The 26785-nt window shown below is 45.1% G+C and carries 22 protein-coding genes; 3 read left to right on the top strand and 19 right to left on the bottom strand.

Annotated elements, in window-relative coordinates; genetic code table 11:
* Positions 1–10: 10 nt before the first annotated feature.
* The 11 genes from acsV to BLHYD_RS07635 all read right to left on the bottom strand — a co-directional run bounded on the left by acsV (position 11) and on the right by BLHYD_RS07635 (position 14969).
* Positions 11–1939 carry a corrinoid activation/regeneration protein AcsV gene (gene acsV, locus BLHYD_RS07685; protein WP_005945350.1) on the bottom strand — a complete coding sequence of 643 codons (1929 nt, stop codon included), beginning with the start codon at positions 1937–1939 and terminating at the stop codon, positions 11–13.
* A 657-nt stretch (positions 1940–2596) separates the two neighbouring features.
* A complete protein-coding gene (gene acsE, locus BLHYD_RS07680; RefSeq protein ID WP_005945347.1) occupies positions 2597–3385 on the bottom strand; it encodes a carbon monoxide dehydrogenase/acetyl-CoA synthase methytransferase subunit in 789 nt (262 codons plus the stop codon).
* A gap of 36 nt (positions 3386–3421) precedes the next feature.
* Positions 3422–4768, bottom strand: coding sequence for an acetyl-CoA decarbonylase/synthase complex subunit gamma (acsC, locus tag BLHYD_RS07675; protein ID WP_021844524.1), 1347 nt, complete (start codon positions 4766–4768; stop codon positions 3422–3424).
* Positions 4769–4795: 27 nt separating this feature from the next.
* A complete protein-coding gene (acsD, locus tag BLHYD_RS07670) occupies positions 4796–5737 on the bottom strand; it encodes an acetyl-CoA decarbonylase/synthase complex subunit delta (RefSeq protein ID WP_021844525.1) in 942 nt (313 codons plus the stop codon).
* 77 nt (positions 5738–5814) lie between these two features.
* Positions 5815–7941: an acetyl-CoA decarbonylase/synthase complex subunit alpha/beta gene (gene acsB, locus BLHYD_RS07665; protein ID WP_005945338.1), complete on the bottom strand. Its 2127-nt coding sequence runs from the start codon at positions 7939–7941 to the stop codon at positions 5815–5817.
* A gap of 295 nt (positions 7942–8236) precedes the next feature.
* On the bottom strand, positions 8237–10366 hold the full coding sequence (gene acsB / locus BLHYD_RS07660; protein ID WP_040350265.1) for an acetyl-CoA decarbonylase/synthase complex subunit alpha/beta: 2130 nt from the start codon (positions 10364–10366) through the stop codon (positions 8237–8239).
* Positions 10367–10390: 24 nt separating this feature from the next.
* Positions 10391–11155: an ATP-binding protein gene (locus tag BLHYD_RS07655; RefSeq protein WP_005945333.1), complete on the bottom strand. Its 765-nt coding sequence runs from the start codon at positions 11153–11155 to the stop codon at positions 10391–10393.
* Positions 11156–11213: 58 nt separating this feature from the next.
* Complete coding sequence (gene cooS, locus BLHYD_RS07650) at positions 11214–13106, bottom strand: anaerobic carbon-monoxide dehydrogenase catalytic subunit (RefSeq protein ID WP_005945329.1); 1893 nt, start codon at positions 13104–13106, stop codon at positions 11214–11216.
* A gap of 183 nt (positions 13107–13289) precedes the next feature.
* A complete protein-coding gene (locus BLHYD_RS07645; RefSeq protein ID WP_005945325.1) occupies positions 13290–14060 on the bottom strand; it encodes an ATP-binding protein in 771 nt (256 codons plus the stop codon).
* Positions 14061–14462: 402 nt separating this feature from the next.
* Complete coding sequence (locus BLHYD_RS07640; RefSeq protein ID WP_005945316.1) at positions 14463–14645, bottom strand: CooT family nickel-binding protein; 183 nt, start codon at positions 14643–14645, stop codon at positions 14463–14465.
* A gap of 12 nt (positions 14646–14657) precedes the next feature.
* Positions 14658–14969: a DUF8180 domain-containing protein gene (locus tag BLHYD_RS07635; protein ID WP_005945312.1), complete on the bottom strand. Its 312-nt coding sequence runs from the start codon at positions 14967–14969 to the stop codon at positions 14658–14660.
* A 366-nt stretch (positions 14970–15335) separates the two neighbouring features.
* Between BLHYD_RS07635 and BLHYD_RS07630 the strand changes: the two genes are divergently transcribed.
* Positions 15336–16163, top strand: coding sequence for an aldo/keto reductase (locus BLHYD_RS07630; RefSeq protein WP_005945308.1), 828 nt, complete (start codon positions 15336–15338; stop codon positions 16161–16163).
* A gap of 111 nt (positions 16164–16274) precedes the next feature.
* On the opposite strand, the gene BLHYD_RS07625 is transcribed toward BLHYD_RS07630, so the two are convergent.
* From BLHYD_RS07625 to BLHYD_RS07610, 4 genes are read right to left on the bottom strand one after another with little or no spacing between them, the layout of a single operon-like run.
* A complete protein-coding gene (locus BLHYD_RS07625; protein ID WP_021844529.1) occupies positions 16275–17291 on the bottom strand; it encodes an NAD(P)H-dependent glycerol-3-phosphate dehydrogenase in 1017 nt (338 codons plus the stop codon).
* Between the two features lie 11 nt (positions 17292–17302).
* Positions 17303–17953 (bottom strand): glycerol-3-phosphate 1-O-acyltransferase PlsY, encoded by a 651-nt coding sequence (gene plsY, locus BLHYD_RS07620; protein WP_040350345.1) that lies wholly within the window; start codon positions 17951–17953, stop codon positions 17303–17305.
* Positions 17953–19278, bottom strand: a complete 1326-nt coding sequence (der, locus tag BLHYD_RS07615; protein WP_005945300.1) for a ribosome biogenesis GTPase Der — start codon at positions 19276–19278, stop codon at positions 17953–17955. Before der ends, plsY begins: the two co-directional genes overlap by 1 nt.
* Positions 19241–20623: a DUF512 domain-containing protein gene (locus BLHYD_RS07610; RefSeq protein WP_005945297.1), complete on the bottom strand. Its 1383-nt coding sequence runs from the start codon at positions 20621–20623 to the stop codon at positions 19241–19243. Before BLHYD_RS07610 ends, der begins: the two co-directional genes overlap by 38 nt.
* 187 nt (positions 20624–20810) lie before the next feature.
* Between BLHYD_RS07610 and BLHYD_RS07605 the strand changes: the two genes are divergently transcribed.
* Entirely contained in the window at positions 20811–21983 is a 1173-nt protein-coding gene (locus BLHYD_RS07605) for a ribose-phosphate pyrophosphokinase (protein WP_005945294.1), read from the top strand.
* Positions 21984–22119: 136 nt separating this feature from the next.
* On the opposite strand, the gene pgeF is transcribed toward BLHYD_RS07605, so the two are convergent.
* From pgeF to BLHYD_RS07590, 3 genes are read right to left on the bottom strand one after another with little or no spacing between them, the layout of a single operon-like run.
* Positions 22120–22968: a peptidoglycan editing factor PgeF gene (gene pgeF / locus BLHYD_RS07600; RefSeq protein ID WP_005945291.1), complete on the bottom strand. Its 849-nt coding sequence runs from the start codon at positions 22966–22968 to the stop codon at positions 22120–22122.
* Positions 22969–22989: 21 nt separating this feature from the next.
* Positions 22990–23343 (bottom strand): YraN family protein, encoded by a 354-nt coding sequence (locus tag BLHYD_RS07595; RefSeq protein ID WP_005945289.1) that lies wholly within the window; start codon positions 23341–23343, stop codon positions 22990–22992.
* A 10-nt stretch (positions 23344–23353) separates the two neighbouring features.
* Positions 23354–24109 (bottom strand): ribonuclease HII, encoded by a 756-nt coding sequence (locus BLHYD_RS07590; RefSeq protein ID WP_005945286.1) that lies wholly within the window; start codon positions 24107–24109, stop codon positions 23354–23356.
* A 221-nt stretch (positions 24110–24330) separates the two neighbouring features.
* On the opposite strand from BLHYD_RS07590, the gene BLHYD_RS07585 reads away from it, so the two are divergent.
* Complete coding sequence (locus BLHYD_RS07585) at positions 24331–24720, top strand: FHA domain-containing protein (RefSeq protein WP_050769845.1); 390 nt, start codon at positions 24331–24333, stop codon at positions 24718–24720.
* Between the two features lie 255 nt (positions 24721–24975).
* Here the strand turns inward: BLHYD_RS07585 and BLHYD_RS07580 are convergent, their stop codons facing one another.
* Positions 24976–26598, bottom strand: a complete 1623-nt coding sequence (locus tag BLHYD_RS07580; RefSeq protein WP_005945276.1) for a Na+/H+ antiporter NhaC family protein — start codon at positions 26596–26598, stop codon at positions 24976–24978.
* Between the last annotated feature and the right edge of the window lie 187 nt (positions 26599–26785).

The raw sequence follows: 26785 nt of genomic DNA, 5'->3' as shown, positions 1-26785 counted from the left end.
ATTCCTGTCCTCATCTCTGCTTGACATTTGGAAACAAACCTGTGTCTGTATGCGGTATGAAACAGGAGCCCACAAACTCATCCATGTAAGTCGGCACTGTACTCAATTCCATGTACGTCATATTAGACGCCAATTCATAAGTTTTCTTCTCTGCCTTCGTGGACAACAACATAACATAAGCTCCGCTCAGAGACGAATTTCCAATATAGTGGAATTTATCCAACGGTACATCCGGAAACATACCAATATTAACAGCATTCTCCATATTGATTCCGCTACCAATGCCACCGGCCACATACACATGATCAATCATAGACACATCAAAATCCAGGGAACCAAGCATCGTGCGGATTGCTGAGAAAATTGCTCCCTTTGCACGGATAAAATTGTCAATATCTACTTCCGTAATCTCTACATCCTTCACGGAACCTGCCTCTTCTTCAAAGGCAATCACATAGCTTCCCATTCCATACTGATCGTGGCGAATGCGTTTTCCTTCTCGTATAAATTTTCCTTTCGGGTCTATGATGCCACACATATAGAGCTCACTGATGATATCAATAATCCCTGAACCACACAAACCAATAGGCTTCGTTCCTGGTTCTCCTACAATCTTGTAAGTGGGCTCCATGGTCTCTTTGTCGATAGTACAAGCCTCAATTGCTCCATCTGTTGCCCGCATTCCACAGCTAATATCTCCACCCTCAAATGCCGGGCCTGCTGAACAGGCACAACTCATCATAAAGTCAGAGTTTCCAAATACAAGCTCTCCATTCGTTCCCAAATCTATAAAAAGTGAAAACTCGGGTTTATTCCAAATCATACTGACCAAAGTACCGGCAGTGATATCTCCGCCCACATAACTTCCGATATTAGGCGCTACGATTATATGTGCATCCGGGTTAATCGCAATCCCCACATCTGAAGCAAACAGTGAATTTGTCTTGAAAAATGCTGGTATGTATGGTTCCATGCGCAGCGGATCCGCGTTAATGCCCGCAAACAGATGATTCATCGTACTATTAGCTGCTACACACATACGATAAATGGAGTTTCTGGATATACCTGCCTTTTTGCACATTTCCTGAATCATCGGATTGATTGTATCGTCGATAACTGCCCTCTGGAGTCTATTCGTGCCGCCTGGCTTCTGCTGCTCGATGATACGATTGATAACATCAGCCCCATAGCGAATTTGTCCGTTTCCAGCAGATGCCTTAGCCAAAATCTCTCCATTTTCCATATTGATAATCAACGCTGAAACTGTCGTGGTACCAATATCAATCGCCAAACCACCGATTAAAACATCCTCATCCTTACCAAAAATATCATAGACAAACATGTCATCTGGAGTCGTACGCACCACACATTTTACTGCGAAATCATTGTCTCTAAGCACATTCGGTAGCTTACGCAAAACAGAATATGGTATACGAACCCTGGATATATTCAAATATTTTCTCAGAGCTCTCATTAATCTTTCATTGTCAGGCATTGTATCATCCAGACTAGGCGGACTCATTTTTACATCCACCACATCTAAGCTGTTCGTCAGTTCTATACCTGCCAGTTCAATGTCACTCTTCACATTCTCAAAAATGGCTATTTCCCCTTTAGAGCTTAAATCTGCCACCTTCATTCTGCTCTTATAAGCCGAGGCAATATCGGGAACCAGCACAGTCACATCCGCACAGACCGTACTCACACAGGCAAGACGCCATCCCTCCTGATACTCCTCCTCACTGATATGAAGGGTCTTCTTTGAATCCAGCTCTCCGCTCTTTAGCTGCACTCGACATTTTCCACAGGAAGCATTTCCGGAACATGGCGCGTCGATAGCCACGTTGGCCTCTCTGGCAATCTCCAGAAGATTATCTCCTGTGTTTGCAAATGTTTCAACTACATTCCCGTCTTCGAATGCAAACGTTACCTTGTACATTGGGCAACCACCTTTCTCCTATCTTTCCTATAAGTCTGAGCTCAAACCTAAATCCCTTTTCAGCTATCAAAATAGCCCTTTTCTCGCTTCTGAGATCATCTTCAGGAATTCAAAAAATTGACAGAAAATATACAATCTTTCCTCGAAAAAACCTATCATTTTAGAATTGAAACGTCAATTTCCTACTTCTGGATTTCTGCTCATCCTTAACTGCCACATCTAAAATATATCATAAAGTTAAAAAATCGTCAATCAAATCACGGAGTTTTTCTGGCAAATTGCATAAAAATTTTGTTAATTTTATTGATTACCTATTCAAAATTTATTTTATAATAATTTTGTTATATTTTTCATTATCATGTTAAATAGTTCACAATGCTGTAATTTAGCACAAAGTGGGAAAGCCCACTTCAACTCCCCATCCCATCAATCTTTGAGGGGCGCGTCCCACTTTGCGCGCCGCCGCAACACCGCCTCGCGGTGAAATTCCTTATTGCGGCGTGCGCATCCTTAGCGGAGCGTTTTTGTAATAGGAAAGAGCTTTCACGATTCACCATGACAAGATCTTTCCTATTACAAAAAATCCCCTGCCTGAAAAAAACAGACAAGGGACTTTCTTACGCTTGAACACAAATCATTTTAGATAAACAAATTTTATTAGATCTCCAGATAAGAATCTGCGTACAGATTGTTATTCTTGATGATATCACAAGACTTAACAGTCTCCATCAGACGAAGATCGTTCGGATTTACGATTGCAGAAGTCAAGCCCTGCATCATAGCCATGGCAATCATCGCAGCGTCCATAATCGGACGAATATGTTTCGGCATACCGTTGGAATTATTGGAAAGACCACCGGTACTCTTCATGCCCATATCAGAGATCATTTTGATGAACTCGAGAATCTCCATCTGCTTGTCCTGCATTCCCTTGGTAACCAGGAATAGCGGGTCAAACCACATATCATTCTCCACGTCCATTCCATGCTCCATTCCGCGCTCCATCAACGTCTGCATATACATCATACGTTCGTCATTGTCTTTCGCGATTCCCTCGCCGTTGCAAAGAGCGATGACAATAGCGTCATTTGCAGCCGCCAAGTCCACATACTGAATTCTTCCTGACGCATCCGCGGAGTTAACAATCGGTTTTCCTTTATCACGATTGTATACGGAAATACCTGCCTCAATCGCAGCTGCATTGGCAGTATCCAATGCCAGCGGAACGTTGTCAAAATTGCTCTGAAGGAGCTGTACTGCCCATTTCATCAGATCTTCTCCGTCATTCTCAGCCGGTCCGATATTTACATCCAGATATGTAGCACCTGCGTCAAGCTGCTGTTTTGCTCTTAAGAGGATTGGTTCTGGATCTCTCTCGGTAAACGCCTTATTTACAGCAGGTGCTGTCGCTGAAAGTCTCTCCCCAATTACTACAAATTTTGCCATACTCGTTCTCCTTTACATTTCTTAGTTTTTATTCGATTAAGCCTGCATATCCTTCAAAAACTTGACTAACTGCACGGCTTCTCTCGGTCCAACAATTACTTCCCAGCCTGGAAGCTTTGCCTCGATATCCCCCTTCAGAACTGCCACTTTTCCTGGAATCACCAGTTTTCTGCATTTCACCTTAGGCTCTACTTCTTCCTGGATAAATTTCGCTATTGTGCCTCCAGAGAACTTGCCGGCTGCCCAGGATGTCAGAACAGACAGTCCACCTGCATCGCTGACAGTCAGGTTACACGGTACGCCGGAACGCTCCAGCTCACCGGAAACAACGAAGTAAGTCAAAGCAAAGTCAACCGTTGTCAGAACCAGAGAATTCTCATCTGCTCCGTTGATCGGATAAATACCAGGCTCTACCTTCATTGGCTTCTGAGGATCGGTAAATACATTCTGACGCAAGCCAAACAGCGCAAGCGCCTCTGCGTAGGTCATCTCTTCCATCACAATGACAGAACCATATTTCATAGTAAACATAGATGCCAGCGCTGCCTGTGCAAACTTATCTCCTCTAGCAATCTTAACCAGATTTACAATAGATGGATAACCAAAAGTTCTGTCTCCATCCTGGATAGCAGCACGTCTTACCAGTACTGCGTTCGCAAAAGTATCCTTAGCATTCTCTCCAGTTACATCCAATACCAGGTTCTTATTTCCAGCTTTCTCCAGTGCTGCTACTGTGTCATACAGCTCATTCAAATCTTTGCCAGAAACACCCAACACAACGCCTGCCTCAGTGGCAACTGCATTCATCGCCTCATAGTTGGAAGCATTTGCACCGTTTAACACCGGTTTGCTGTCTTTGCATACAGCCAAAGCTGCTTTGGCAATCTCAGGGTCTTCACATCCCAGAACCAAAGTTCTTCCCAATGCAGCTGCTTTCTCTACTAACGCAGTATATTTCGCAGCATCTGCACCTTCACCGCAGTTCACGTAGATCAGTTCTACATGCATTCTCTCGCCGATACGCTCGTAATCAACCTTCGGAATCTCAGCCAGTTTTGCTTCCACAGCTGCGTCATCCATATCTGTGCAAAGAGCAACTGCATATCTGGTCTTGCTCACAAAAGTCTTCTCATGTCTGAACAGAACAGTCTCTCCGCCCAGGCTGTACTCATTGTCGCCAACTCCGATTTTAATTGTCTTCATTGGCGGAGCAGTCGCCTCAGACAGCGCATCCAACGCATCCTGAGACATATGCGGACAAGCGGAAATATCCATTGCACCCTGAGCCACTTTCATGGAAAAAGCCATACAAGTAGGGCATCCGCACTCCTTACAGTTTTTCTTCGGGGTCATTTTAAAAATCTGAATACCATTCAGTGCCATAACTCTATCCTCCTATTATCTTCTCTATTACGCAAGTGCTTTGATCATTGCTGCAATGGTTTTTACAGACTGAGGATGTCTCAGAATCACTGCATCAGAACCTGCTGCCAGGTCTGCTGCTGCTGTGATTACTTCCATGCATACTGCACGGTCATCCTGAGCTCCCCATTCCGGCATATCCGCTTCAGAAGCCATTGCTTCTTTTACGCCATATGTCTCTGAAGAAACCGGTGTGATAATAGGCATCTGGAGCATTGCATCGTTCTGGGACAACGCAGCACCTTTGATACGGTCCATGGTGGATACCACGTACTCATATCCGTATCCTGCTGTCGCGGAACCTACGTTCATCACGATCTTCTCTGGTTTTACACCCAACTGTGTGGTAACTACATTCAACTGTTTTGCAAGGTTGATATCTACTGCTGACTCAGCGCCGACGATCTGGTCATAAGCCAGTCCCGCTGCCGCTCCGATCGCTTTGTAGTTCTCCTCTTTCTCAGAAAGCAGAAGCACATTTCTTCCCTGAAGAACATCTGCCACCTTCGGAAGAAGTTCAGCATCTTTCTCAACATTCTTACATCCTTCTACCACCAGTGGAGCGTCCACAGCGTTTGCTACTTCTTTTACCACTTCGATCAGCTCATCTATGGACTTGTCTGCTCCGTTTGGATCTCCGCCTTCCAAAGACAGAACCAGGAAGTCTGCTCCTTCCATCTCTACTGCTTTTTTGGCAATCTCAGCCATCGTGCTGGCACCTTCATAGTAAGCTTTGATACCATCGCACATACCTTCCATTCCCATATCAGAAATCTCAACGCCTACTTTTGGCGCGTTCTCCGTAGGAGCATCGAAAGTATAAAACGGAAATGTACTTTCTCCACCCAGAGTAACTGTCTTGTCTCCGCTTCCGATGGTAACAGTGTTAATCTTTGCATTAAACTTATGTGGTTTCTGATTAAACGGCATCTCTCGTTAGCCTCCTTATAAAATATTATGTATGGGATACACCTGGACACAGCATACCCCTAGTTACAACAATTATACTACATCATAGGTTCCATTGACAAGGCGGGATGATTATGTTCCGTTAAAAATGCAACGAGCGTTTCTGGGTCTGTCGCTACAGTCTCATCCCCTACTATATCGGTGAAATTGTCAATGCCATAGAGCTCTTTCGCTGTCTTATTCAAGCGGTCCGCAACCGTCTCTTTCAACTCTTTGGGCATCCACACAATTCTCTCAATACCGCCTTCCGCTTTCATAAATTTCTTTGAGGCAATAAAATGTTTTCCATGTCCCATAAAACCTGGAGTCTGGACTCCGCCACCGGTCATGGAAGCCATTTCCGGGAAAGTCATTCCCAGAGGTGTCATCCCCGCATACTCTCTATTGGCAATCACCACACCGTTGGAAAATGGCTCAATACCACAGATACACTCAAAGCATCCGCAGGAAGTCATAGGATCCTGCATAATGGAGTATAAAGTAACCTTCTCTAGTGCGCCTTGAGAATATTTCTGAACTGCCTCATTGACATCCTCATACGCACCCAGATTCTCATCAATCGGACGTTCTTTCGTGATAACCTGGCATGGACCGTTGGGGTCCAGTTCGTTCGTCGCCTTCGCGTCCAGCCATGATACCGCGCCGCACAGCCCTAGTCTCTCCGGTGTCACTACGCAGACATGAGAAGGAGAAAATGCCTGACACAAAATACAGCTATAGTACACATCCACGGATTCATCCGTCAGAGAGTCCAGTCTGGCATCTCTCTTATTGAAAGTGGGCACGGCCACCTCATGACGAATGCGGGTACACTCAGCCGGATCTGTATAAATTTTCACCTGGCACTTATCCACGACAGCTTCAAATTCATTCATCACCTGTGCGTAAAGTACCTCTCCGATATGTTTTGCACGGAATCCTGCCTCATAAGCTTCCTTACTGATTCGAATCCGGAACATATCTCTTTGTCCGGTATGATAAACACCTTCGATACAATTAATATAATTGTGGAATTTTCTCTCAATGACAGATTCAAAATCTGACTGCATCTTTCTTCCTGCTACTTCCACTACATAGGCCAGACTATGTTTGCTGCCCACTTCAAATGCATCCACATCTGGACCGATGAGCTCGATTTTGTGGTCTTCAATCTCATCCATCTCTTTTGTCTGAACCAACTCGCAGCAGTCTACACGGGAGCCGTCAAATTCTACCTGCATATCTCCGCGACGAATAATCTCGCCTTCAAACGCAGAAGCAAATGCCACCGGAATATCAATCTGTGTAATCTTAATCTTGATATTTCTAGCTTCTAAGGATACCTTGTTAAAACTCGAAACCTCTGATTCCGCAATCAACGCTCCCGGCACTTCCACGATATTTTCATCTTCATTGGATATCACAGGGAATCCCAATTTGATCGCTCCTGCCCCTGCAGCCAGAATCACATCATCAACAGGCTTAAAAGCATTGACAAATGCTGGTACTCTCTGCGAGGTATACTCAATCAGCGCCCCTGCATCCCCAGGCTGCACATTGCCGAATATTAAAGCCGCACGCAGCGCTACAGATACTACGTGGATCACAGATGTCACATCATACCCCAAAGGCACAATTCTAACATTGTATCCCATCTTTAACCCAAGATCCCTGGCTTGATCTATAATTCCTCCGACCAAAGTAACTAAAATGCCCTGTTTCTGATAGCTCTTAATCAGCTCCACACCTTCCTGGGCTGTCGGAGCTGCTCCTAAGATTACCGCCACTCCCGGAATGTCCCCGGTTACCAACGGAACACCCATCTCACGGATAATAGAATCCGCCAAATGGCCATAGCAGGGTTCTTCATATGGCTGCGCGCCATCCAGGTATTTCAATGCCTCAATAAACTCCGCACACAGAGCCGTTGCAACACCCGACATCAATGCGTCTTCCAGCTCATGTTCTCTGGTCATCAGAGATTTGACAACTTTCAGAGCTTCTTGCAGCTCTCCAAGCGTTTTAATTTTCACGCCTGTAACTGCATAATAACAAGGCAGACAATAAGCCGTATGCGGAAATCCCACTGCCTTGTCTGCACCATGCTGCTCCACCGCGCCGTTCACAGCATTTTCTGTTAATCCAAAAACTACGTCATTTCCATTGAAGATTCTGTTGATTAACATTCCTTTACATCTCCCATTTCATAATCTATGCAGGCAAACCGCCGTCTTAAAGGTGCGACTTTAAATACGCGATCAGCCCTACATACCTTAGGTATACGAAAAATCCATCATCGACAGCTTTTTCCATATACTCAGCTATGCAGAACGTCTACACATCGCAGACTATTCTACATACTAAAGTATGCAAAAACACACCTTTTATCCGGGGAATAGATTCCCCGGATAAACTGGTGTATAATTGCCGCAGTATTATTGGCAGAAGCAATCATCTGCACATTCTCTGCAAATCTATTTTTTACATCATTGGCTCCAGGCCAAGCGCTGGATGTCCTTTTTCTGTCAGGAAAGCTACCAGAGTCTCCGGATCTTCAGCAACTGTCTCATCGCCAATCATATCCGTGAAGTTATCAATTCCATAGAGCTCTTTTGCTGTCGCGTTCAGTCTGTCAGCGACAAATTCCTTCAGTTCTTTAGGCATCCAAACAATACGCTCAATACCACCCTCTGCCTTCATAAACTTCTTAGATCCGATAAAGTGTTTTCCATGTCCCATGAATCCTGGAGTCTGAACACCACCACCAGTCATAGAAGCCATCTCCGGGAAGGTCATTCCCAGAGGAGTCATGCCTGCATACTCACGGTTTGCGATTACCACACCGTTGGAGAATGGCTCAATACCACAGATACACTCAAAGCATCCGCAAGAAGTCATTGGGTCCTGCATAATGGAGTACAGAGTAACCTTCTCCAAAGCTCCCTGAGAATATTTCTGTACTGCCTCATTGACATCCTCATATGCACCCAGCTCCTCGTCAATGACACGCTCTTTGGTAATCTCCTGGCAAGGTCCGTTCGGGTCTAACTGATGGGTAGCCTTTGCATCCAGCCATGACACTGCTCCGCACAGTCCCAGACGCTCTGGTGTAACCACACACACATGGGATGGGGAGAATGCCTGACACAGAATACAGCTATAGTATACGTCTACAGACTCATCGGTCAGAGTAGCAAGACGGTCATCACGTTTGTTAAAGATCGGAATCGCCACTTCATGACGAATTCTGGTACATTCAGCCGGATCTGTGTAGATCACAACTTCACATTTATCTACAACCGCGTCAAATTCATTCTTAACCTGGCTGTACAGAACCTCTCCGATATGTTTGATCTTGAATCCAGCTGCAAAAGCATCTTTGCTGATACGGATTCTCTGCATGTCTCTCTGTCCGGTGTGGTATACACCCTCGATGCAGTTGATGTAGTTGTGGAATTTACGCTCGATAACCGGCTCGAAATCCGGCTGCATATTCTTTCCTGCAACTTTCACCACATAGGCAATGGAATTCTTGCTTCCAAGCTCCATGTCGTCTACTTCCGGTCCCACTACAGTGATCTTGTGATCTTCGATCTCTGTCATCTCACAAGTATGTACCAACTCTGCACAGTCCACACGGGAACCATCAAACTCTACCTGCATATCACCACGGCGGATAATCTCACCCTCAAATGCAGATGCGAAAGCAACTGGGATATCCACATTGGTGATCTTGATCTTAATGTCACGTGCTTCCAGAGAAGTAGCATTGAACTCTTCCACTTTCGGCTGCTTGATCAAGCTCTTCGGCACAGATGGTGTGTAATCCATATCGTTGGTCACAACCGGGAAGCCGTAGTAGATCGCTCCTGCACCACAAGCAACCGTCTTCTCATCCAAAGGAGCAAATGCATTTACGAATGCACGGAAACGATTGAAGGTGTACTCCTGAAGTCCCTTCTTATCTCCTGGCTGAATATTACCGAAAATCATAGCTGTTCTGCACGCAGCAGATACTGCATGACATACAGAAGAAATATTCTCGCCAATCGGGAAGACACGTACATTAAATCCGGTCTTATAGTTTGCTTCTTTCAACTGCTCAATAATTCCACCCACTAAGCAGACAAAGTTACCCTGAGACTGATAGCTCTTAACCAGGGCACAAGCCTCTTCTACCGTCGGAGCTGCATTGATAATAACTGCGATTCCTGGAATATCTCCGGTTACCAGCGGCACACCCAACTCACGAATCTGGGCATCTGTCATGTGACCCAGATATGGAGCCTCATATGGCTGAGCACCATCAATATATTTCATAGCCTCAATCAGCTCTGCTGACAAAGCAGTGGCTACACCAGACATAAATCCGTCATGAAGACGTCTCTCTCTGGTCATAATGCTCTTAATATATGTAAGAGCTTCTTTCGCCTCTTTCAAATTTGTGATTTTAGTACCTGTCTCCGCATAGTAACAAGCCAATGTATAAGCGGTATCCGGGAATCCAACTGCCTTGTCTTCTCCATACTTCGCAATGGCTTCGTTGACTGCCTGTTCTGCTTCTGCATACATGCTGTCATTTCCGTTAAATACGATATCAAATAAAAGCACTGTCATACCTCCTAATATATAAGATCACTGACGATCTATCTTCTCTTTGATTTTTCTAATTTCATCCGTTACGGTTTCACTGAAATCATAAGGGGATTTCCCCTGTCTATCCGCATCCATGACCTCTGTATTATAATGAATGATTCCCAGCAGATCTTCCGCTGGAATTTTATTCCGGATGAACTCTTCATCCTCCGCATTGCGCACTTTGTTGGCTACAACGCGCACCTGAGCCACTCCCAAATCGCTGGCAAGGCGTTTCACATTCTTATAGGTCTGAACACTCCTGGCTCCTGGCTCAATCACCACGATGAACTGGTCCATTCCCTCTGTCGTTCCTCGCCCCATATGCTCTAACCCGGCTTCCATGTCCAAAATCACCACGTCATCCCGGTGCAGAACCAAATTATTGATGATTCTCTTGAGCATCACATGCTCGGGACACACACAGCCAGCTCCGCCAGTCTCCACAGTCCCCAGCACTAACAGTTTCACACCATTACAGGTCTTTCCGTAAGTGTCCGGAATATCATCTACCTTCGGATTCAGCAGATAAAAGCTGTTGTCGGGCTTTGCCTGAGTTCTCTCCTCTACCAGCTTTCTCATTCTGGAGATCGGAACAATACTGTCTAAAGTCTCCTCATCAAATCCAAGAGCCAGGCCTAGATTTGCATCAGGATCTACGTCCGCTGCCAACACATGCTTTTCTTCAGCCGCGTACAGTCGCGCCAAAGTCGCTGCAAATGTCGTCTTACCTACTCCACCTTTACCGGTTACTGCAATTTTCATAATTGTTCGCCTCTCAGTTCATTATAATCAGTCATCTGAAGTTTGAGTTTTCTCTGGATTAAATTCCCAGAGCTGTTCTCTTCTCCTCGATTCTCTCAATCATCATATCGCCCAGCTTGTCGATATCATGCTCTACTGTGTAGCATGCCTCTACCCAGTCAGTCAAACCGCCTTTTAACAGACCGTCAACTTCCTCGGAACCATACGCATAAGGCTCAACTCCGAGGTAAGTATCAATACCGGTACCAACAACATAGTTACCGATAGATACCGCTTTTTCTGACATCCATTCTGGAGCACAGCCTACCAACGGAATCTGTGAAATGTTCCAGCCAGAATCCTTCGCGATGCGAGCTGCCAAAACCATCATACGGCTGATATCTACGCAAGATCCCATATGCAGTACAGGCGGAATATCTACCAATTCGCAGACACGCTTCAGACCAGCACCGCACAGATCTTTTGCTCTCTTATCCATCAGACCAGCTTTGGCAGCAGCCTGTGCAGAACAGCCGGAAACAACCAGAATAATATCGTTCGCAATCAGTTTCTTCATCAGTTCAATGTGTGCAGCGTCAGGACGAACCTTCGGGTTATTACATCCTACCATAGCCACTGCTCCACGCAGAACGCCCGCTTTCACACAGTCAACCAGAGGCATCATGGTACCAGTCTCATCCACGTGAGTATTAGTAACACCGTCCAGCTTCTTCTCGATCTGCTCCACAGAGTATCCTACAACTGCTTTCTGTTTCATATCCGGGATATGTACCAGCTCTGGCTTTCTGTTCTTAAAGTTCTCAATCGCCATCTTCACAATCTGTTTTGCGTTCTCGCCTGCGGTCTTCGCATTAAAGCGAATAAAGTCGGAATCTGGCATCTGCGCAACCGGAGAAGTTGTGATAAATTTAGTATGGAAGCATTTGCTCAGCGGTCCCAATGCAGGGAAAATACACTGTACGTCTACGACAATTGCCTCACAAGCTCCTGTCAAGACTACGTTTTCCTGCTGTAAAAAGTTACCAGCCATCGGGATACCACGACGCATTGCAACCTCGTTGGAAGTACAGCATACACCGGACACGGTAATTCCCTGTGCACCCATGGACTTCGCGTAATCAATCATCTCTTTGCTGTCTGCATATTCACAGATCATCTCAGACAGAGACGGATCATGTCCATGAACTACAATGTTTACATTCTCAGCAACCATAACGCCCAGGTTTGCTTCTGTCTCAACTTCTCTTGGAGTTCCGAACAGTACGTCAGAGAACTCCGTTCCCATCATAGAACCACCCCAACCGTCAGACAGTCCTGCTCTCAGAGACTGACGAATCAGTGCTTCCGGTTTTGAAGAACATCCCATGTGAGTCATATGCAGAGCGCAGGATACCTCACGGTCAATGGCACGCGGACGAATTTCCTCTCTGTCCCAAATTTCCTGTGTATGTTCTGGTGCTCTCTTGGTGAATACCTGATAACCAAATGGTTTACCATATTCCATCAGACCAGCTTCTGCCACCTCATGAGCTACATCATAGATGTCTCTTCCTTCGGTCTCAACACCGAACTCTGCCGCCAGACGCAGCAATTTCTCAGGATCTTTTACTTTGTAGTTTCCATCCGCAGCCGCCTCGTGCAGAGTATGCGCGATCTCACGTCCATGGTCAGAATGGGTAGCAGAACCACCTGCTGTAAAGCGAAGATAGTTTCTTCCTACAATACCATGCACATCACATCCGCAGATACCACGCGGTGCTTTTTTGGTGATACGGCAAGGACCCATAGAACAAATTCTACAGCAGACACCAGACTCACCAAATTTACAGTGTGGAGTTTGATTTTTTACACGCAATTGCCAGGAGTCTGCACCCACTTTGGCACCTGTCTCCAGCAATCGCTCAGTCGCCGCTTCAAATTCTTCCACTGTAGTTAGTTTGAATTCACTCATTATTGACCTCCTTCTTAAATGTACATTTAATTTGTACTTAATTATGATTTAGAGTAAATCTATCATAGAAAAACCCACGCAGAAGGCATCCCATCCTCCCCCACGGGTTATTTCTTCCAGAACACAGGGCTGCCACGCAAGTAATGTCTTCCAATTTGCTTCACGCAGCAGCCCCTAATGATCTTAAAGACCCAGATTGTCTACAATTTCCCGCAACGCTTTCTTAACAGGAGAATCCTCCGGCAATTCCACCAATGGTTTTCCTGCGCAGTCATATTCATATACGGTCTCGTCCTGCGGAACTACCCCTAAGAGATTCAGTCCCTGTTTTTCAATTTCTTCTCTTGTTCCTTCGTTGAGTTCCCCTCCGGGAGCTCGATTAATAATCAGTCCCACCTGATTCGGACGCATGTCGCATTCTTTAATCAACTGAGCAATTCTTCCGACCGCCTGAACACCTCTTCTAGAACAGTCACTGACTAAAATTGCGGTCTGCATATTCGGCAAAACACCTCTGCTGATATGCTCCATTCCAGCTTCATTATCCACTACCATATAGGGATAATGATTCTGATACTTGGCAAGCTGGGCACTCAAAAGTCCATTCACATAACAGTAGCAACCTTTCCCCTGGGTTCTGCCCATCACCAATAGATCAAAGTCATCATCCTCCACCAACGCATTGTTAAAACGAATTTCCGCATAATCTGCCTTACTCATCCCTGCCGGTATCGGTGTGTTTTTGTCCATCTCCGATCTCTCGATTTCTTCACGGACCTCACCAAGAGTCGTCTCAACTTCTACTCCAAGAACTTCATTTAAATTGGAGTTTGCATCAGCATCCACAGCAAGAATTGGCCCTTTGCCTTTCTGCCCTAAATACTGAATCAGAAGACCACATAAACTAGTCTTTCCAACGCCGCCTTTTCCTGCGACAGCAATTACATGTGCCATAAAAACGGGCACCTCCTAAATTTTTATTTTCTCAGTCTGCCTCAGTGGCCAGACCAAAACTATAATATCAAAATGTGCAAGAAAGGCTGCCAACGGCAGACTCCTCACATACTAATTACACTAAGGTACGAACACCCGATTGATCGATAATATCGGATACATCTTTCCACTGATTCAGCACATACAGATGAATCCCATTCATCCCCAGCGCACGGTATTCATCAGTCTAGTGAAAAACTTCAAAAGAAAGAAGCATCTTCTATCTCATAAGTTCTGATAATTTTACTGCTGCCATAACAATATACCTCCATTTTCTTTTCCGTCCTCAGCCGTTTGCACAGCCAAAGCGCATCTGTCTCAGACATCTGCCTATCAGATTCAAAATGCAGGATATCTCTCTACCTATTTGCAGCTTATTTTAACAATGCTGTTCGCCAGGTCCACCATCAGGATCTTTCCTTCTACAACAGTCTCCTGACCCATGATATCCCGCAGAATCAGCTTGTCACCCTCAACATCAATGCGACTGGTATTCTTTAAGATAACAGAGTCATCATCAGTTTTATACACAGTTGCCAAACACATATTTCATGCCTCCTATTTCCCCAGTTCTTCTTTTACCAAAGTAAGTGCCAACCCTAAACGCATGTTTCCTTTCTGAAAATCAGCAACTGCTTCCTTTATCGTCTTCGCAGCCGCGTCCATTCCCAATTTCAAGAGATTCTCTGCCATCTGATCTAACTCTGCCGCATGCTGTTCATTGTGCTGCTGCATATAGGTCAAAAGAGCAAGTGTCTCATTCTTGCAATCACCACCCTGACAATTCCCACAATGTCCGTGGTCATGATGATGCTCGTGGTCATGTCCGTGGGGAACCATATTGCCGTTCTCATCTTTTACCAAATGCATAGGTTTCTCCTTTCTAAGACTGTCCTCCTGTGAAATACAGTCTGATACATGATAAGAAATTATCAATTTCCTTCATTATACAACGATTCCTCTGTTTTAGCAAGGAATTATTCATAGATATTTCTATAATTCTTGGTTATTTAAGGCAAATTTTATACATTTTACCATAGATTGTATGAATTTTTAACAGGATTGATATATTATTAACATTATTTTACAGTTATAATTTCCTCTCACCAATGACAAATTTCATTTTGTTAAGTATTTTTATTTCCTTGTAGCACTTTTTTAATACTTTTCCTGTACATATTTCACAATTCTATGATATACTATTGCCGGTAATATTAGGAAGGGAGGCTTACATAAATGCGAAAAACTGTATTCTTAAATACCGATAGAGAAATGCCCTTATTGGGTTTAGGCGTATATAAAGCTACTGGTGAAAACGAAGTCGAACAAGCCATCTGCCATGCAGCCAAAGCAGGCTACCGCCTCATCGATACTGCTTCCGCCTACGCCAATGAAGATGGTGTAGGGAGAGGAATTGCACAATGCGGAGTTCCTCGAAAAGACTTATTTATCACCACTAAAATCTGGAACAATGCCCAGCGTCTAGGGGACGTAGAAGGAGCCTTCAAGAGAAGCCTAGAACGGCTGCAGTTGGATTATGTGGATCTCTACTTAATTCACTGGCCAGTCCCGGGATGTTTCCTCAATACCTGGAAAGAAATGGAAAAACTTTTGGAATCTGGCCGCGCACAGTCCATCGGCGTCAGCAACTTTGACATCCGTCACCTAGAAGAACTAGCCAAATATTCTGATATCATTCCTGCAGTAAATCAGATTGAATTCCATCCTTACTGGTATCAAAAGGAACTCTTGGAATACTGCAAAGATCGTGGAATTCAAGTACAGGCTTACGCGCCTTTAGCCAGAGGCGCCTACATGGATAACGATATTATGTGCGTCCTAGCCACAAAGTACGCAAAGACCCCTGCGCAGATCGGACTTCGCTGGTCCCTCCAAAAAGGTGTCGCGGTCATCCCAAAATCTACCAATCCAGAGCGTATCCAGGACAATAGCGAGATCTTTGACTTTGAGTTGGAAGAGGAGGACATGGCAATCATAGATACTTTGAATCAAAATCTCAGAACCGCAGGAATACCAGAGGACTTACGCGATGTTCCTTTCTAAAAAATAAGATTTTCTTAAAAGGACAAGTTTCTCCATCTCGAGAAACTTGTCCTTTTTAATAAAAATTGAAATCTATCTGCGCCCACACAAAGCGCGTAGCCTAAATAAACTTTACTCCTCATTCCAGGAGATCACTGGTGCCTCCACTTTCTTATCTCTGAGCATCAAATCCATAACCGCAGCCTTTGCAGACTTGCCCTCAAACAAAACTTTGTTGACTTCCTCTACAATCGGCATCTCCACCTGATATTTCTCAGCCAATTGTTTTGCTGCTTTCGCGGAGTATACGCCTTCCACAACCATTTGCACTTCTTTCATGGCTTCTTCCATCGTATAACCTTGTCCCATCAAATACCCAGCCTTGCGGTTTCTACTGTGGACACTGGCACAAGTCACAATCAAATCTCCCATGCCTGATAACCCGTATAAAGTCTCAAATCTGGCACCCATCTGAATGCCCAGCCTCGCAATTTCAGCGATTCCACGAGTGATAAGCGCAGCTTTCGTGTTATCCCCGTAGCCCAGACCATCCGCAGTGCCGGCTGCCAGAGCTATTACATTTTTTAGGGAACCTCCTAACTCCACACCTAGAATATCCGGCGAGGTATAAACGCGGAACACAGGACTCATGAAGATGCCCTGCAAATACTCAGCCGTTTTTCTGCTCCGGGCACTAACCACACAGGTAGTCGGAAGTCCACGTCCTACTTCTTCGGCATGACTAGGCCCTGACAACACTGCCACATCAGCTTGAGGAATTTCCTGCTCGATAATTTCACTCAAAGTCATCAATGTGCTTTCCTCAATTCCTTTCGCCACATTGACAAGAATCTGTCCGTCTCTCACTAGTTCTCGCATACTGTGGGCCGTACTTCTGGTAAACGGAGACGGAACTGCCAAAATCAGCACATCCCGGTCTTTGACAGAATAAGACAAATCAGAAGTAATCTCCATCTCATCCGGTAGCTTTACTCCAGGCAGTTTCGACTCATGCTGTCGCTTTTGCTGAAGCATCTTCACCTCGTCTTCTATAATTGACCACAGAATTACCTCATGTCCATTGTTGTGCAGCAACAATGACAATGCCGTCCCCCAGCTTCCAGCTCCTAATACACTAATTTTTGCCACTTTTATCACCTCTATGCTTTCTTTCCTTTTTTCAGGAATATTTTATTTTCATTACCATTTAGTAGACGCCTAATGTTTTGTCTATGTCGAAAGATCGCCAATGCAGTCAGACAGGCAAGCACTCCATCCATCTCCCACACCCGCGCTGTTTCCATACCATAATAGCCCAGCCAGCCAAAGATGCTCATAACAATCAGCGCAACCAAATAGGCGCTGATAGAACACAGAGAAACGTAATGTGTGGTAAAATAAAGCGTAAAAAACACCACAGCGCAGATCACAAACACGCGCCAGTCCAACGCAAGCACCAGCCCAACGGATGCCGCGACCCCTTTTCCGCCCCGAAAATTCAAATAGATCGGAAAGTTGTGTCCCAAAATACACCCAGCACCCGCATACATACTCAGCAAAGGCAAGATGTCTGCGTGATCTCCTCTATAGAGGATACGCACCACCCAGATTGCCAAAACACATTTTAAACAATCCCCCAGCAAAGTGAGCGCTCCTGCCTTTTTTCCCATCGTTCGAAGGGCATTTGTCGTTCCAGCATTGCCGCTGCCGTGTTCCCGGATATCCATATGATTTGCTCTTCCATACAAATAAGATGTCTGAAACAGCCCAAATAAATAACCGATTGCCACACAGATTACTCGTTCCAAAATCACTTCTTCTCTCCTCTTTCCCTCACTATAAATTTTAATGGAGTACCGCGAAAACCAAACGCCTCGCGGATCCGATTTTCCAGATACCTGGTATATGAAAAATGCATAAGCTCCTTGTCATTTACAAAAATCACAAAGGTTGGAGGTCTGACAGAGACCTGGGTCATATAAAAGATTTTCAGTCGTTTTCCTCTGTCTGACGGCGGCTGCTGCATCGCCATTGCCTCCGTCAATATCTCATTGAGAACCCCTGTCTGAATGCGGAGCGTCTGATTTTCCACTACCATATCAATGGTCTCAAACAGACGCTGCAGACGAAGCCCCGTCTTGGCAGAGATGAAGATCAGCTCCGCGTAAGGCATATATGCCAAGGTATTGCGGATTTTATCGGTATACCGATAGATCGTCTTGTCATTCTTTTCCACGGCATCCCACTTATTCACTGCTATGATGACACCTTTTCCCTTTTCATGAGCAATTCCCGCTATCTTCGCGTCCTGTTCTGTAACTCCTTCCACACCGTCAATCATAATCACTACGACATTTGCCCGCTCCACCGCAGTCACCGTGCGGATGACACTGTACCGCTCAATTTCCTCTTTGATCTTTCCTTTTCTGCGCAGGCCTGCGGTGTCAATGAAAACATATTCTCTGCCCTGCCATTTTACTTTCGTGTCAATAGCATCCCGGGTCGTTCCCGCTATATCTGAGACAATCACACGCTCTTCTCCCACCAGTTTATTGATCAGAGAAGATTTTCCCACATTCGGCTTTCCTACCACCGCAATCTTTGGAATCTCATCCTCCTCATCTTCTCCGGCATGTTCGGGAAAATGCTTTACAATTTCATCTAACATATCCCCTAGACCAAGCCGCGACGACGCTGAGACCGGAATTGGCTCACCGATTCCCAGATTATAAAACTCATAGACATCCATCATAAATTTTTCAAAACTGTCCACTTTATTTACCACCAATACCACCGGTTTGGTGCTTCTGCGGAGCATATCTGCCACCTTCGCGTCTGCGTCTACCATGCCCTGGCGCACATCCACAAGAAAAACGATTACATCAGCGGTGTCAATGGCAATCTGTGCCTGCTCGCGCATCTGCGACAAAATAATATCGTTGCTGTCCGGCTCAATCCCTCCCGTATCAATCATCGTAAACGATTTGTCCAACCAAGTCACTTCTGCATAGATTCGGTCTCTAGTCACACCCGGCGTATCTTTGACAATCGAGATGTTTTCCCCGGCCAACACATTAAACAATGTGGATTTACCCACATTAGGCCTCCCAACAATTGCCACAACTGGTTTGCTCATAGATTTGTCTCCTTTTATGTTCCTTATTTTGGGGCGGTTCCAAAACTGCTTCCAAAAAATCTTCCCCGCCGCTGTCAACCACTACAATGGGCACTTTAAGCTTTCTTTCCAATTCTCCGACAGTCATGTCATCCAAAAAGACATCTTCCCCCATACGGAACATATTGCACGAAAGTAACAGCTTTTCACCTAAATCTTTTTTTGCCAATTGCCTGTACAAGTCCTGTCCCGTCAAAAGCCCAGAAACGGTAATCTTTTCCCCAAAGAAATCATTTCTCAGTCCAAAAACCGTCACTTCTACCTGGGGGTACTTTTTCTGAACCATATTTACATACTCTCGAATAAACGGTTCTGCTAAAAGTCCCGTCGCAATCGAGGCATGTACTTTCCGTGAGTCTCCTTGCCTCTCCTTAAGTCCTGCCTTGATCTCTTCTTCCAGTAGCCGGAGCATACCCACTCCGTTTTCCAATTGAGGATATCCGTCATAATTCTCCTGAGACGGGAGCTGACGCCCGGCCAATATATACCACTCATCGGAGGCATGCACAAAATGGGAGCCACCTTTGTTCCACATTTTCGCCTGCCAGCGTTCTATCATCTCCAACACCTCTTCTGCATCCTCCCGATCAAACGCCTGTAAAGGATACAACCCATCCCGGTATTTTGTCAAGCCCACTGGAACCACAGACACACTTTGAAGTACAGGAAAATATTCGCTTAAATCCGACAGGCTTTTCTCCAACTCCTGTCCGTCATTGATGCCTTTACACAGCACAATCTGACCATTCATCGCAATGTTTCCCTCATACAGTCTGCGCACCTTTTCTAGTGCTTTGCCAGCAAAACGGTTGTGCAACAATTGGCAACGAAGCTGAGGATTCGTGGTCTGAAATGAGATATTAATGGGCTCTAGGCGGTACTGAAGAATGCGATCAATATCATGGTCACTCATATTCGTCAGTGTCACGTAGTTTCCCTGTAAAAAAGACAGTCTAGAATCATCATCCTTAAAATACAGCGTCTTTCGCATTCCTTTCGGCATCTGGTCAATAAAGCAGAAAATACATTTGTTAGAACAGGAACGATACTCATCCATCAACCCATTTTCAAACTCCATGCCTAAATCATCTTCAAACTCTTTTTCAACCTCCAAAACCCACTCTTCTCCGTCGGCTTTTTGAATCAGTAACTCCACGTACTCTTCATTCATAAGATACTGATAATCGAAGATATCCTCCACCGGCGTCTGATTTACTTCCAGCAGAATATCCCCTTCTTCTAACCCTAGTTCTTCGGCAATACTACCGGGAATCACAGAAGAAATGATATGTTTTCTATTTTTCATCTCAATTTAGCTCCTCCAAATTCTTCTTAATCATACCAATTTTAGACCTAAAAAGCAATAAATTCCTTGACGGTCGCAAGCTCGAATGTTATAAATATATTAGTTTGAGTACTTAATGCAAAGCGGGCAAACCACAAAGCTTGCTGTCTGTACAAATACAAAGGAAGGTTATAAGCGGAGGTAAATTATGCCGAACATTGAATTATTGGAAAAGTCGATTCCCGTGGCGCCTATCAAAATCGCCGCTCTCGCCGGATGCCAGGATCTGGCCCGAGAAGTCGACTCCAAACTGGTGCGTTTCCGAAAAGAACTGGCGGACCACAATCAGTCAGGTGTCAACTTGCAAGGTTACAGCGCCAACTCTTTCTTGATTGATTGTGAATGTCCTCGTTTTGGTACCGGAGAAGGAAAGGGATTCATCAAAGAGTCCGTGCGCGGAGTTGATCTATTTATCATGGTAGACATCACAAATTACAGTCTCACCTATACCGTCTGCGGACATGAAAATCATATGTCCCCTGACAACCATTACCAAGATTTAAAACGCATTATCTCAGCAGCTACTGGTAAAGCGCATCGAATCAATGTAATCATGCCTTTCTTATATGAAGGCCGTCAACACAAACGCAATAAACGAGAATCTTTAGACTGTGCGCTAGCACTGAAAGAGCTCAGTGATATGGGAGTCTCCAATATCATTACCTTTGACGCTCACGACCCAAGAGTGCAGAATTCCATTCCACTGAAAGGGTTTGACAATTTCTTCCCTACTTATCAGTTTCTGAAAGCGCTTCTGAGACATGTGCCCGATTTCAGAGCAGACAACGATCACCTGATGATTATCAGCCCCGATGAAGGTGCAATGTCGAGAGCTGTTTACTTCTCCAGTATTTTGGGTGTGGATATGGGAATGTTCTACAAACGCCGGGATTATTCCATCATCGTCAACGGCAAGAATCCCATCGTCGCCCATGAATTCCTAGGTGATTCTGTGGAGGGAAAAGATGTCCTGGTTATTGATGACATGATTTCTTCTGGCGGAAGTATGTTGGACGTGGCAAAACAGTTAAAAGAACGCCACGCGAACCGTGTATTCGTCTGCACAACTTATGGACTGTTCACAGACGGACTAGACAAATTCGACGAATATTATGAGAAAGGTTATATCGACCGAGTAATCACCACAAATCTCAATTATCGCGACCCAGAATTACTCACAAAACCTTATTACATCGAAGCAAATATGAGTAAATACCTGGCAAGCATCATCGACATTATCAATCACGATGTATCTGTAGAAAAAGTCAGATCCAGTAACGACAAGATTATCAGACTCATGGAAAAAGCAAGAAAAATTTAATTTTCAGCAAAGTCCACCGTTGACTCCCCTGAAAATAGAAAAACGCGGAACCCCGAAGAGGCTCCGCGTTTTTTCATATGATCGGTAAAACTTTGTCACACTAATGTACGAAAATTTGTTTCTATTTATTCTCCAACTATAGAAGCTCCAAAAAAGCCGCCAGATTCCCTCTCTGTCCCTTTGACGCGCGATGGGAAAACAAAAAGCTTGGATTACAGCACGTACACAGACCCGGGGTTAAAATTCTTTCCTGAGAAACCCCTGCCTCTAAAAGAATCTGCCGATTTGCCTCCCAGAGATCTAACTGATATTTTCCATTTTCTTTGATGTCATAGAGTTTCTCCCAAAGACCTTCAGAAAAATTCTGCCGAAACTGTTCAATCACATCCTCACTCACTTCGTAACAAGACCGGCAGATGGACGGCCCTATAGCCACCGTCAAATCCTCCGGCCTGGTGCCGTATTCCTGGGTCATCTTTTCCACAGTAATCTGTCCAATCCTGCCTACGGTGCCTCTCCACCCCGAGTGCGACAGACCAATCGCTTTTCGCACAGGGTCCACAAAATACAGCGGCACGCAGTCCGCATAAAAAGTAGTCAGAACAACTCCTGGCACATTCGTTACCATGCCGTCCACATCATGGAATTTTCTCTCCCTGACAATTCCATTTCCTCTATCTTCTTCTGTGATCTTTCTCACATTGGTGGTATGCGTCTGGTTAGAAGTCACCATGTTTTCATACCGAAATCCTATCGCCTGAGCGATTCTCTTAAAATTCTCCTCCACATTTTCACGCTGGTCTCCTCTTCCGAAGCCCAGATTCATGGATTTCCAAATTCCCTTACTAGTTCCACCCAACCTTGTAGAAAACCCATGACGTACAATTTTCAGCCCTTCCAATGCAGGGTAGCTCAGATAAACTACCCCTCCCTTCTCCCTCACCTCAATGTTATGAGGCAAAGCTCCCTTCCACTTAATCTCCATGATATCTCCTCTACTCTCTATTCATCCAATATACTCGAATGCATCTTGAATCCACTGAATTTGACCATCACATATGCCTACCACGTCAAAACGACAAGGTACCTCTTTGTCTCTGTAGGTCTGATACAGATACCAAGCAGCTGTCCGGCTGATCTTTCGCTGTTTTTCCAAAGTCACTGCTTCCAGCGGATTTCCGCAACCACTGCCCTTGCGATATTTCACTTCCACAAACACCAGATAATCGCCATCCCAAACAATCAAATCAATTTCACCTCTCGGACACCGATAATTTTTCTGCACCAGCCAGCATCCTTGCTTAAGCAGATAGTCTAGAGCTTTCTTCTCATATATCGCCCCAGTTTCTCTCTGATTCATACGATCTTCCTCATATAAAATGGGTAATAAAACTTTTTCTGTGAATCGGAGACGGCCCATATTTTTTCAAAGCTTCAATGTGAGCCGCCGCACCATATCCTTTATGGGACGCAAAACCGTATTCTGGCATTAACCGATCATACTCCACCATCAGCCGGTCCCTGGTCACCTTAGCAACGATACTAGCTGCCGCTATACTTGCGCTCTTAGCGTCTCCCTTAATGATCGGCACCTGAGGACAACTTACCCCAGGAATTGTCACTGCATCGTTTAGTAGTATCTGAGGCTTGATCTTCAATTTCTGAATTGCCTCACGCATGGCTTCATAGGTGGCTTGTAGAATATTGATCTCATCAATTCTCTGTGGACTGGCGTATCCCACGCCCACAGCGACCGCCTCTTCTACAATCTGCCGGTACAGCTCCTCTCTTCTCGCCGCAGACAGTTTTTTTGAATCATTAAGGTAGAGAATCCCACAGTTTTTCTGCAAAATCACCGCACCTGCTACCACTGGACCCGCCAGAGGGCCTCTTCCCGCCTCATCGATTCCACAGATGTATCCCAGATGCTCATACTCTCTCTCATAGGCAAACATCCCGTACATCCTTTGCCTCTCCGCCTCCAAAGCCTCCATCTTCCTTTGACAGCGCGTTACCAAAGCAGCTACTCCCTTTCTCCCGTCATCTTTATACTTCTCACACAGAGATGGCCAGGATTCCTCCCTGCTTTCCTCAAACTCTGCCCGTATCTCCTGTATTTTTTTCATACTTTTTCTCCTTCTGATCCCCTTCGTCAGTCCTCTGTCGTGTGGACTCTATTATATCCTAGTCCGCACCTGGACGCAACTGTCGTTCTGTCAGGATATCGCCATTTTCTTCTATATCTGAACAGCCGCTTAACCTGTTTCCTACAGAAATTCTCCTTGATTCCCATACATAACTTCTGTATACTAAAAAAAACAGATACTTACAGAAAGAAGGTAGTCCTATGTATTGTCCTCATTGCGGAGCTATGCTAGAGGAGGAAGGATTCTTTTGTCCCTTTTGCGGAGAATCTCTTCAAGAAGAACAAACGCCGGACATGACTCAGAATTTCCAGGAACCTTTCCGACCTTTGCCGAAGGCACAGTGGATGATAGGACGCAGCAGAACCTGTGATTTTGTAATCCCGGCCATCCGGGTCTCCAGACAGCATTGTCTGCTCACCCGGATGCCGGACGGCCTCTTTATCATAGAAGACCTCTCATCCACAAACGGTACTTTTATCAACGGGATACGCTTAAAAGAGCCTACCCCTCTCTATCCAGGAGATCAAATATCCCTGGCTGACACACATCTGACTTTTCAGGTCGACCAAGGACTCCCCGTCCTTTTTTGAGAACTAAGTAGGCAAGCCCTCTTCAACTCTCCCATCCACTCAATCTTTGAGGGTGCATCCCACTTTGCTCGCCGCCGCAATATCACCTTGCGGTGCACTACCCTATTGCGGCGTGCGCATCCTTAGCGGAGCGTTTATGTTATGGGAAAAACTTTTACGCATTAGCGTAACAAACTCTTTCCTACAACATAAAAATCTCCTAGAGCAAAAGAACGCCAGTCACATTATGTGCCTGACGTTCTTCTTTTTTATCATTTATGCACTCTGCTTCTTTACCAACATCTTAATCACAAACAAAGTGCCCAACATCAGGATGATTCCTGCTGGGAGTGCAATCCAAGCTGTTTTTACAAATCCTGCGATCACATAGGTGATGAAAGAAATCGCTGCTGCCGTAACCGCATACGGAAGCTGAGTAGATACATGATTCACATGATTGCACCGACCTCCGGCTGATGCCATAATTGTAGTATCCGAAATCGGAGAACAATGGTCTCCACAAACTGCTCCAGCCATACAAGCAGAAATAGAGATAATCATCATCTGCGGGTCTGTATTCTCAAATACAGCTACCACAATCGGAATTAAAATTCCGAAAGTTCCCCAAGAAGTTCCTGTCGCAAAAGCCAAGCCACAGCCTACCAAGAAGATAATCGCTGGAAGGAAATTCATGAGACTTCCTGCACAGCTTTCCATCACTCCTGCCACATACTCCGCAGCTCCCAGACTGTCTGTCATAGATTTCAATGACCATGCAAAGGTCAAGATTAAAATAGCCGGAACCATAGCCTTAAATCCCTCTGGAAGACAGGCCATGCAGTCTTTAAAACTCAATACTCTGCGGACCATATACAAGATAATCGTAACCACAATTCCAAAAAAGCTTCCCAACGTCAATCCAACAGAAGCGTCACTGTTAGAGAAAGCAGTTACAAAATCACTGCCTGAGAAAAAGCCTCCTGTATAAATCATCCCGATAACACAGCAGACAATCAGAGTAATGATAGGAATTAGCAAATCTATCACTTTTCCATTTTCATTCTCCGATTCCGCGCCTGCCTCCTCGTAAGGACGGTCAGGAGTTGTATAGATATCTCCTTTTTTTGCATTTGCCTCGTGAACCGCCATAGGACCGTATTCTACACGCATTAAAACCATCGAGATCATCATGACAATTGTCAAAAGCGCATAAAAGTTATATGGAATCGCATGGATAAAAATGGAAAAACCATCCTCCCCTTCCACAAAGCCAGTCACTGCTGCGGCCCAAGATGAAATCGGCGCAATGATGCAGACCGGTGCTGCCGTCGCGTCAATTAAGTAGGAAAGCTTCGCCCTAGACACATTGAACTTATCCGTCACAGGTCTCATCACGCTTCCCACAGTCAAACAGTTAAAATAATCGTCGATAAAAATCAGCACTCCTAACAAAACTGTCGCTAGCTGAGCACCTTCGCGATTTTTAATCTTTTTAGCAGCCCAGCGGCCAAAAGCTGCGGACCCACCCGCCTTATTCATCAAGCATACGATAGCTCCAAGCACAACCAAGAACACCAAAATTCCTACATTGTAACTATCTGAGAGAACACTGATAATTCCGCCCTGAAAAATATGAGTCACCGTTCCCTCAAACTGAAAACCGGAATAAAATAAAGCTCCCACAAGAATTCCGATAAACAGTGAACTATATACCTCCTTAGTAATCAGGGCCAGCACAATCGCCACAATCGGCGGAACCAACGCCCAGAAAGTCGCATACATCGCCGGCTGATAAGTTTCCGCCTCACTTGCCGCAAAAACGTTGACAGCGCTTAAAACTGTCAAAAGCAAAATTGCTAACAGAGAAAATACATATTTCTTTTTTCTAATCACTCTCATCCCTCTTCTCCTTTTCCTTAGTTTTCAAATAAGAATCCGTTCATCCCAGCAAACCACTCTCAGAGGAATCCTATAACGATCGGATAGGAAAAGCCTTTCTTCCCTGTCCTGCGCGATACTACAGCCAGGCTTATCGCGCAAAAGACCATAAGCTACACCTGTACGGAATGCGCTTATGGTCTCATTT

The sequence above is a fragment of the Blautia hydrogenotrophica DSM 10507 genome (assembly GCF_034356035.1).
GTDB lineage: Bacteria > Bacillota > Clostridia > Lachnospirales > Lachnospiraceae > Blautia_A > Blautia_A hydrogenotrophica.
The sequence above is the reverse complement of the archived record's forward strand: the minus strand, read 5'-3'. Positions and strand labels throughout refer to the sequence as shown.

Bases quoted from the DNA above. Each gene is read 5' to 3' on its own strand.
- BLHYD_RS07585 (WP_050769845.1), top strand. From the start codon at position 24,331: ATGTATTGTCCTCATTGCGGAGCTATGCTAGAGGAGGAAGGATTCTTT.
- acsD (WP_021844525.1), bottom strand. From the start codon at position 5,737: ATGCCGTTTAATCAGAAACCACATAAGTTTAATGCAAAGATTAACACT.
- BLHYD_RS07655 (WP_005945333.1), bottom strand. From the start codon at position 11,155: ATGAAAATTGCAGTAACCGGTAAAGGTGGAGTAGGTAAGACGACATTT.
- BLHYD_RS07640 (WP_005945316.1), bottom strand. From the start codon at position 14,645: ATGTGTTTGGCAACTGTGTATAAAACTGATGATGACTCTGTTATCTTA.
- BLHYD_RS07610 (WP_005945297.1), bottom strand. From the start codon at position 20,623: ATGAAAAATAGAAAACATATCATTTCTTCTGTGATTCCCGGTAGTATT.
- BLHYD_RS07595 (WP_005945289.1), bottom strand. From the start codon at position 23,343: ATGAATCAGAGAGAAACTGGGGCGATATATGAGAAGAAAGCTCTAGAC.
- BLHYD_RS07635 (WP_005945312.1), bottom strand. From the start codon at position 14,969: ATGCATTTGGTAAAAGATGAGAACGGCAATATGGTTCCCCACGGACAT.
- BLHYD_RS07630 (WP_005945308.1), top strand. From the start codon at position 15,336: ATGCGAAAAACTGTATTCTTAAATACCGATAGAGAAATGCCCTTATTG.
- BLHYD_RS07605 (WP_005945294.1), top strand. From the start codon at position 20,811: ATGCCGAACATTGAATTATTGGAAAAGTCGATTCCCGTGGCGCCTATC.
- acsC (WP_021844524.1), bottom strand. From the start codon at position 4,768: ATGGCACTGAATGGTATTCAGATTTTTAAAATGACCCCGAAGAAAAAC.
- BLHYD_RS07590 (WP_005945286.1), bottom strand. From the start codon at position 24,109: ATGAAAAAAATACAGGAGATACGGGCAGAGTTTGAGGAAAGCAGGGAG.
- BLHYD_RS07580 (WP_005945276.1), bottom strand. From the start codon at position 26,598: ATGAGAGTGATTAGAAAAAAGAAATATGTATTTTCTCTGTTAGCAATT.
- cooS (WP_005945329.1), bottom strand. From the start codon at position 13,106: ATGAGTGAATTCAAACTAACTACAGTGGAAGAATTTGAAGCGGCGACT.
- acsB (WP_005945338.1), bottom strand. From the start codon at position 7,941: ATGTTAATCAACAGAATCTTCAATGGAAATGACGTAGTTTTTGGATTA.
- acsE (WP_005945347.1), bottom strand. From the start codon at position 3,385: ATGGCAAAATTTGTAGTAATTGGGGAGAGACTTTCAGCGACAGCACCT.
- acsV (WP_005945350.1), bottom strand. From the start codon at position 1,939: ATGTACAAGGTAACGTTTGCATTCGAAGACGGGAATGTAGTTGAAACA.
- pgeF (WP_005945291.1), bottom strand. From the start codon at position 22,968: ATGGAGATTAAGTGGAAGGGAGCTTTGCCTCATAACATTGAGGTGAGG.
- der (WP_005945300.1), bottom strand. From the start codon at position 19,278: ATGAGCAAACCAGTTGTGGCAATTGTTGGGAGGCCTAATGTGGGTAAA.
- BLHYD_RS07645 (WP_005945325.1), bottom strand. From the start codon at position 14,060: ATGGCACATGTAATTGCTGTCGCAGGAAAAGGCGGCGTTGGAAAGACT.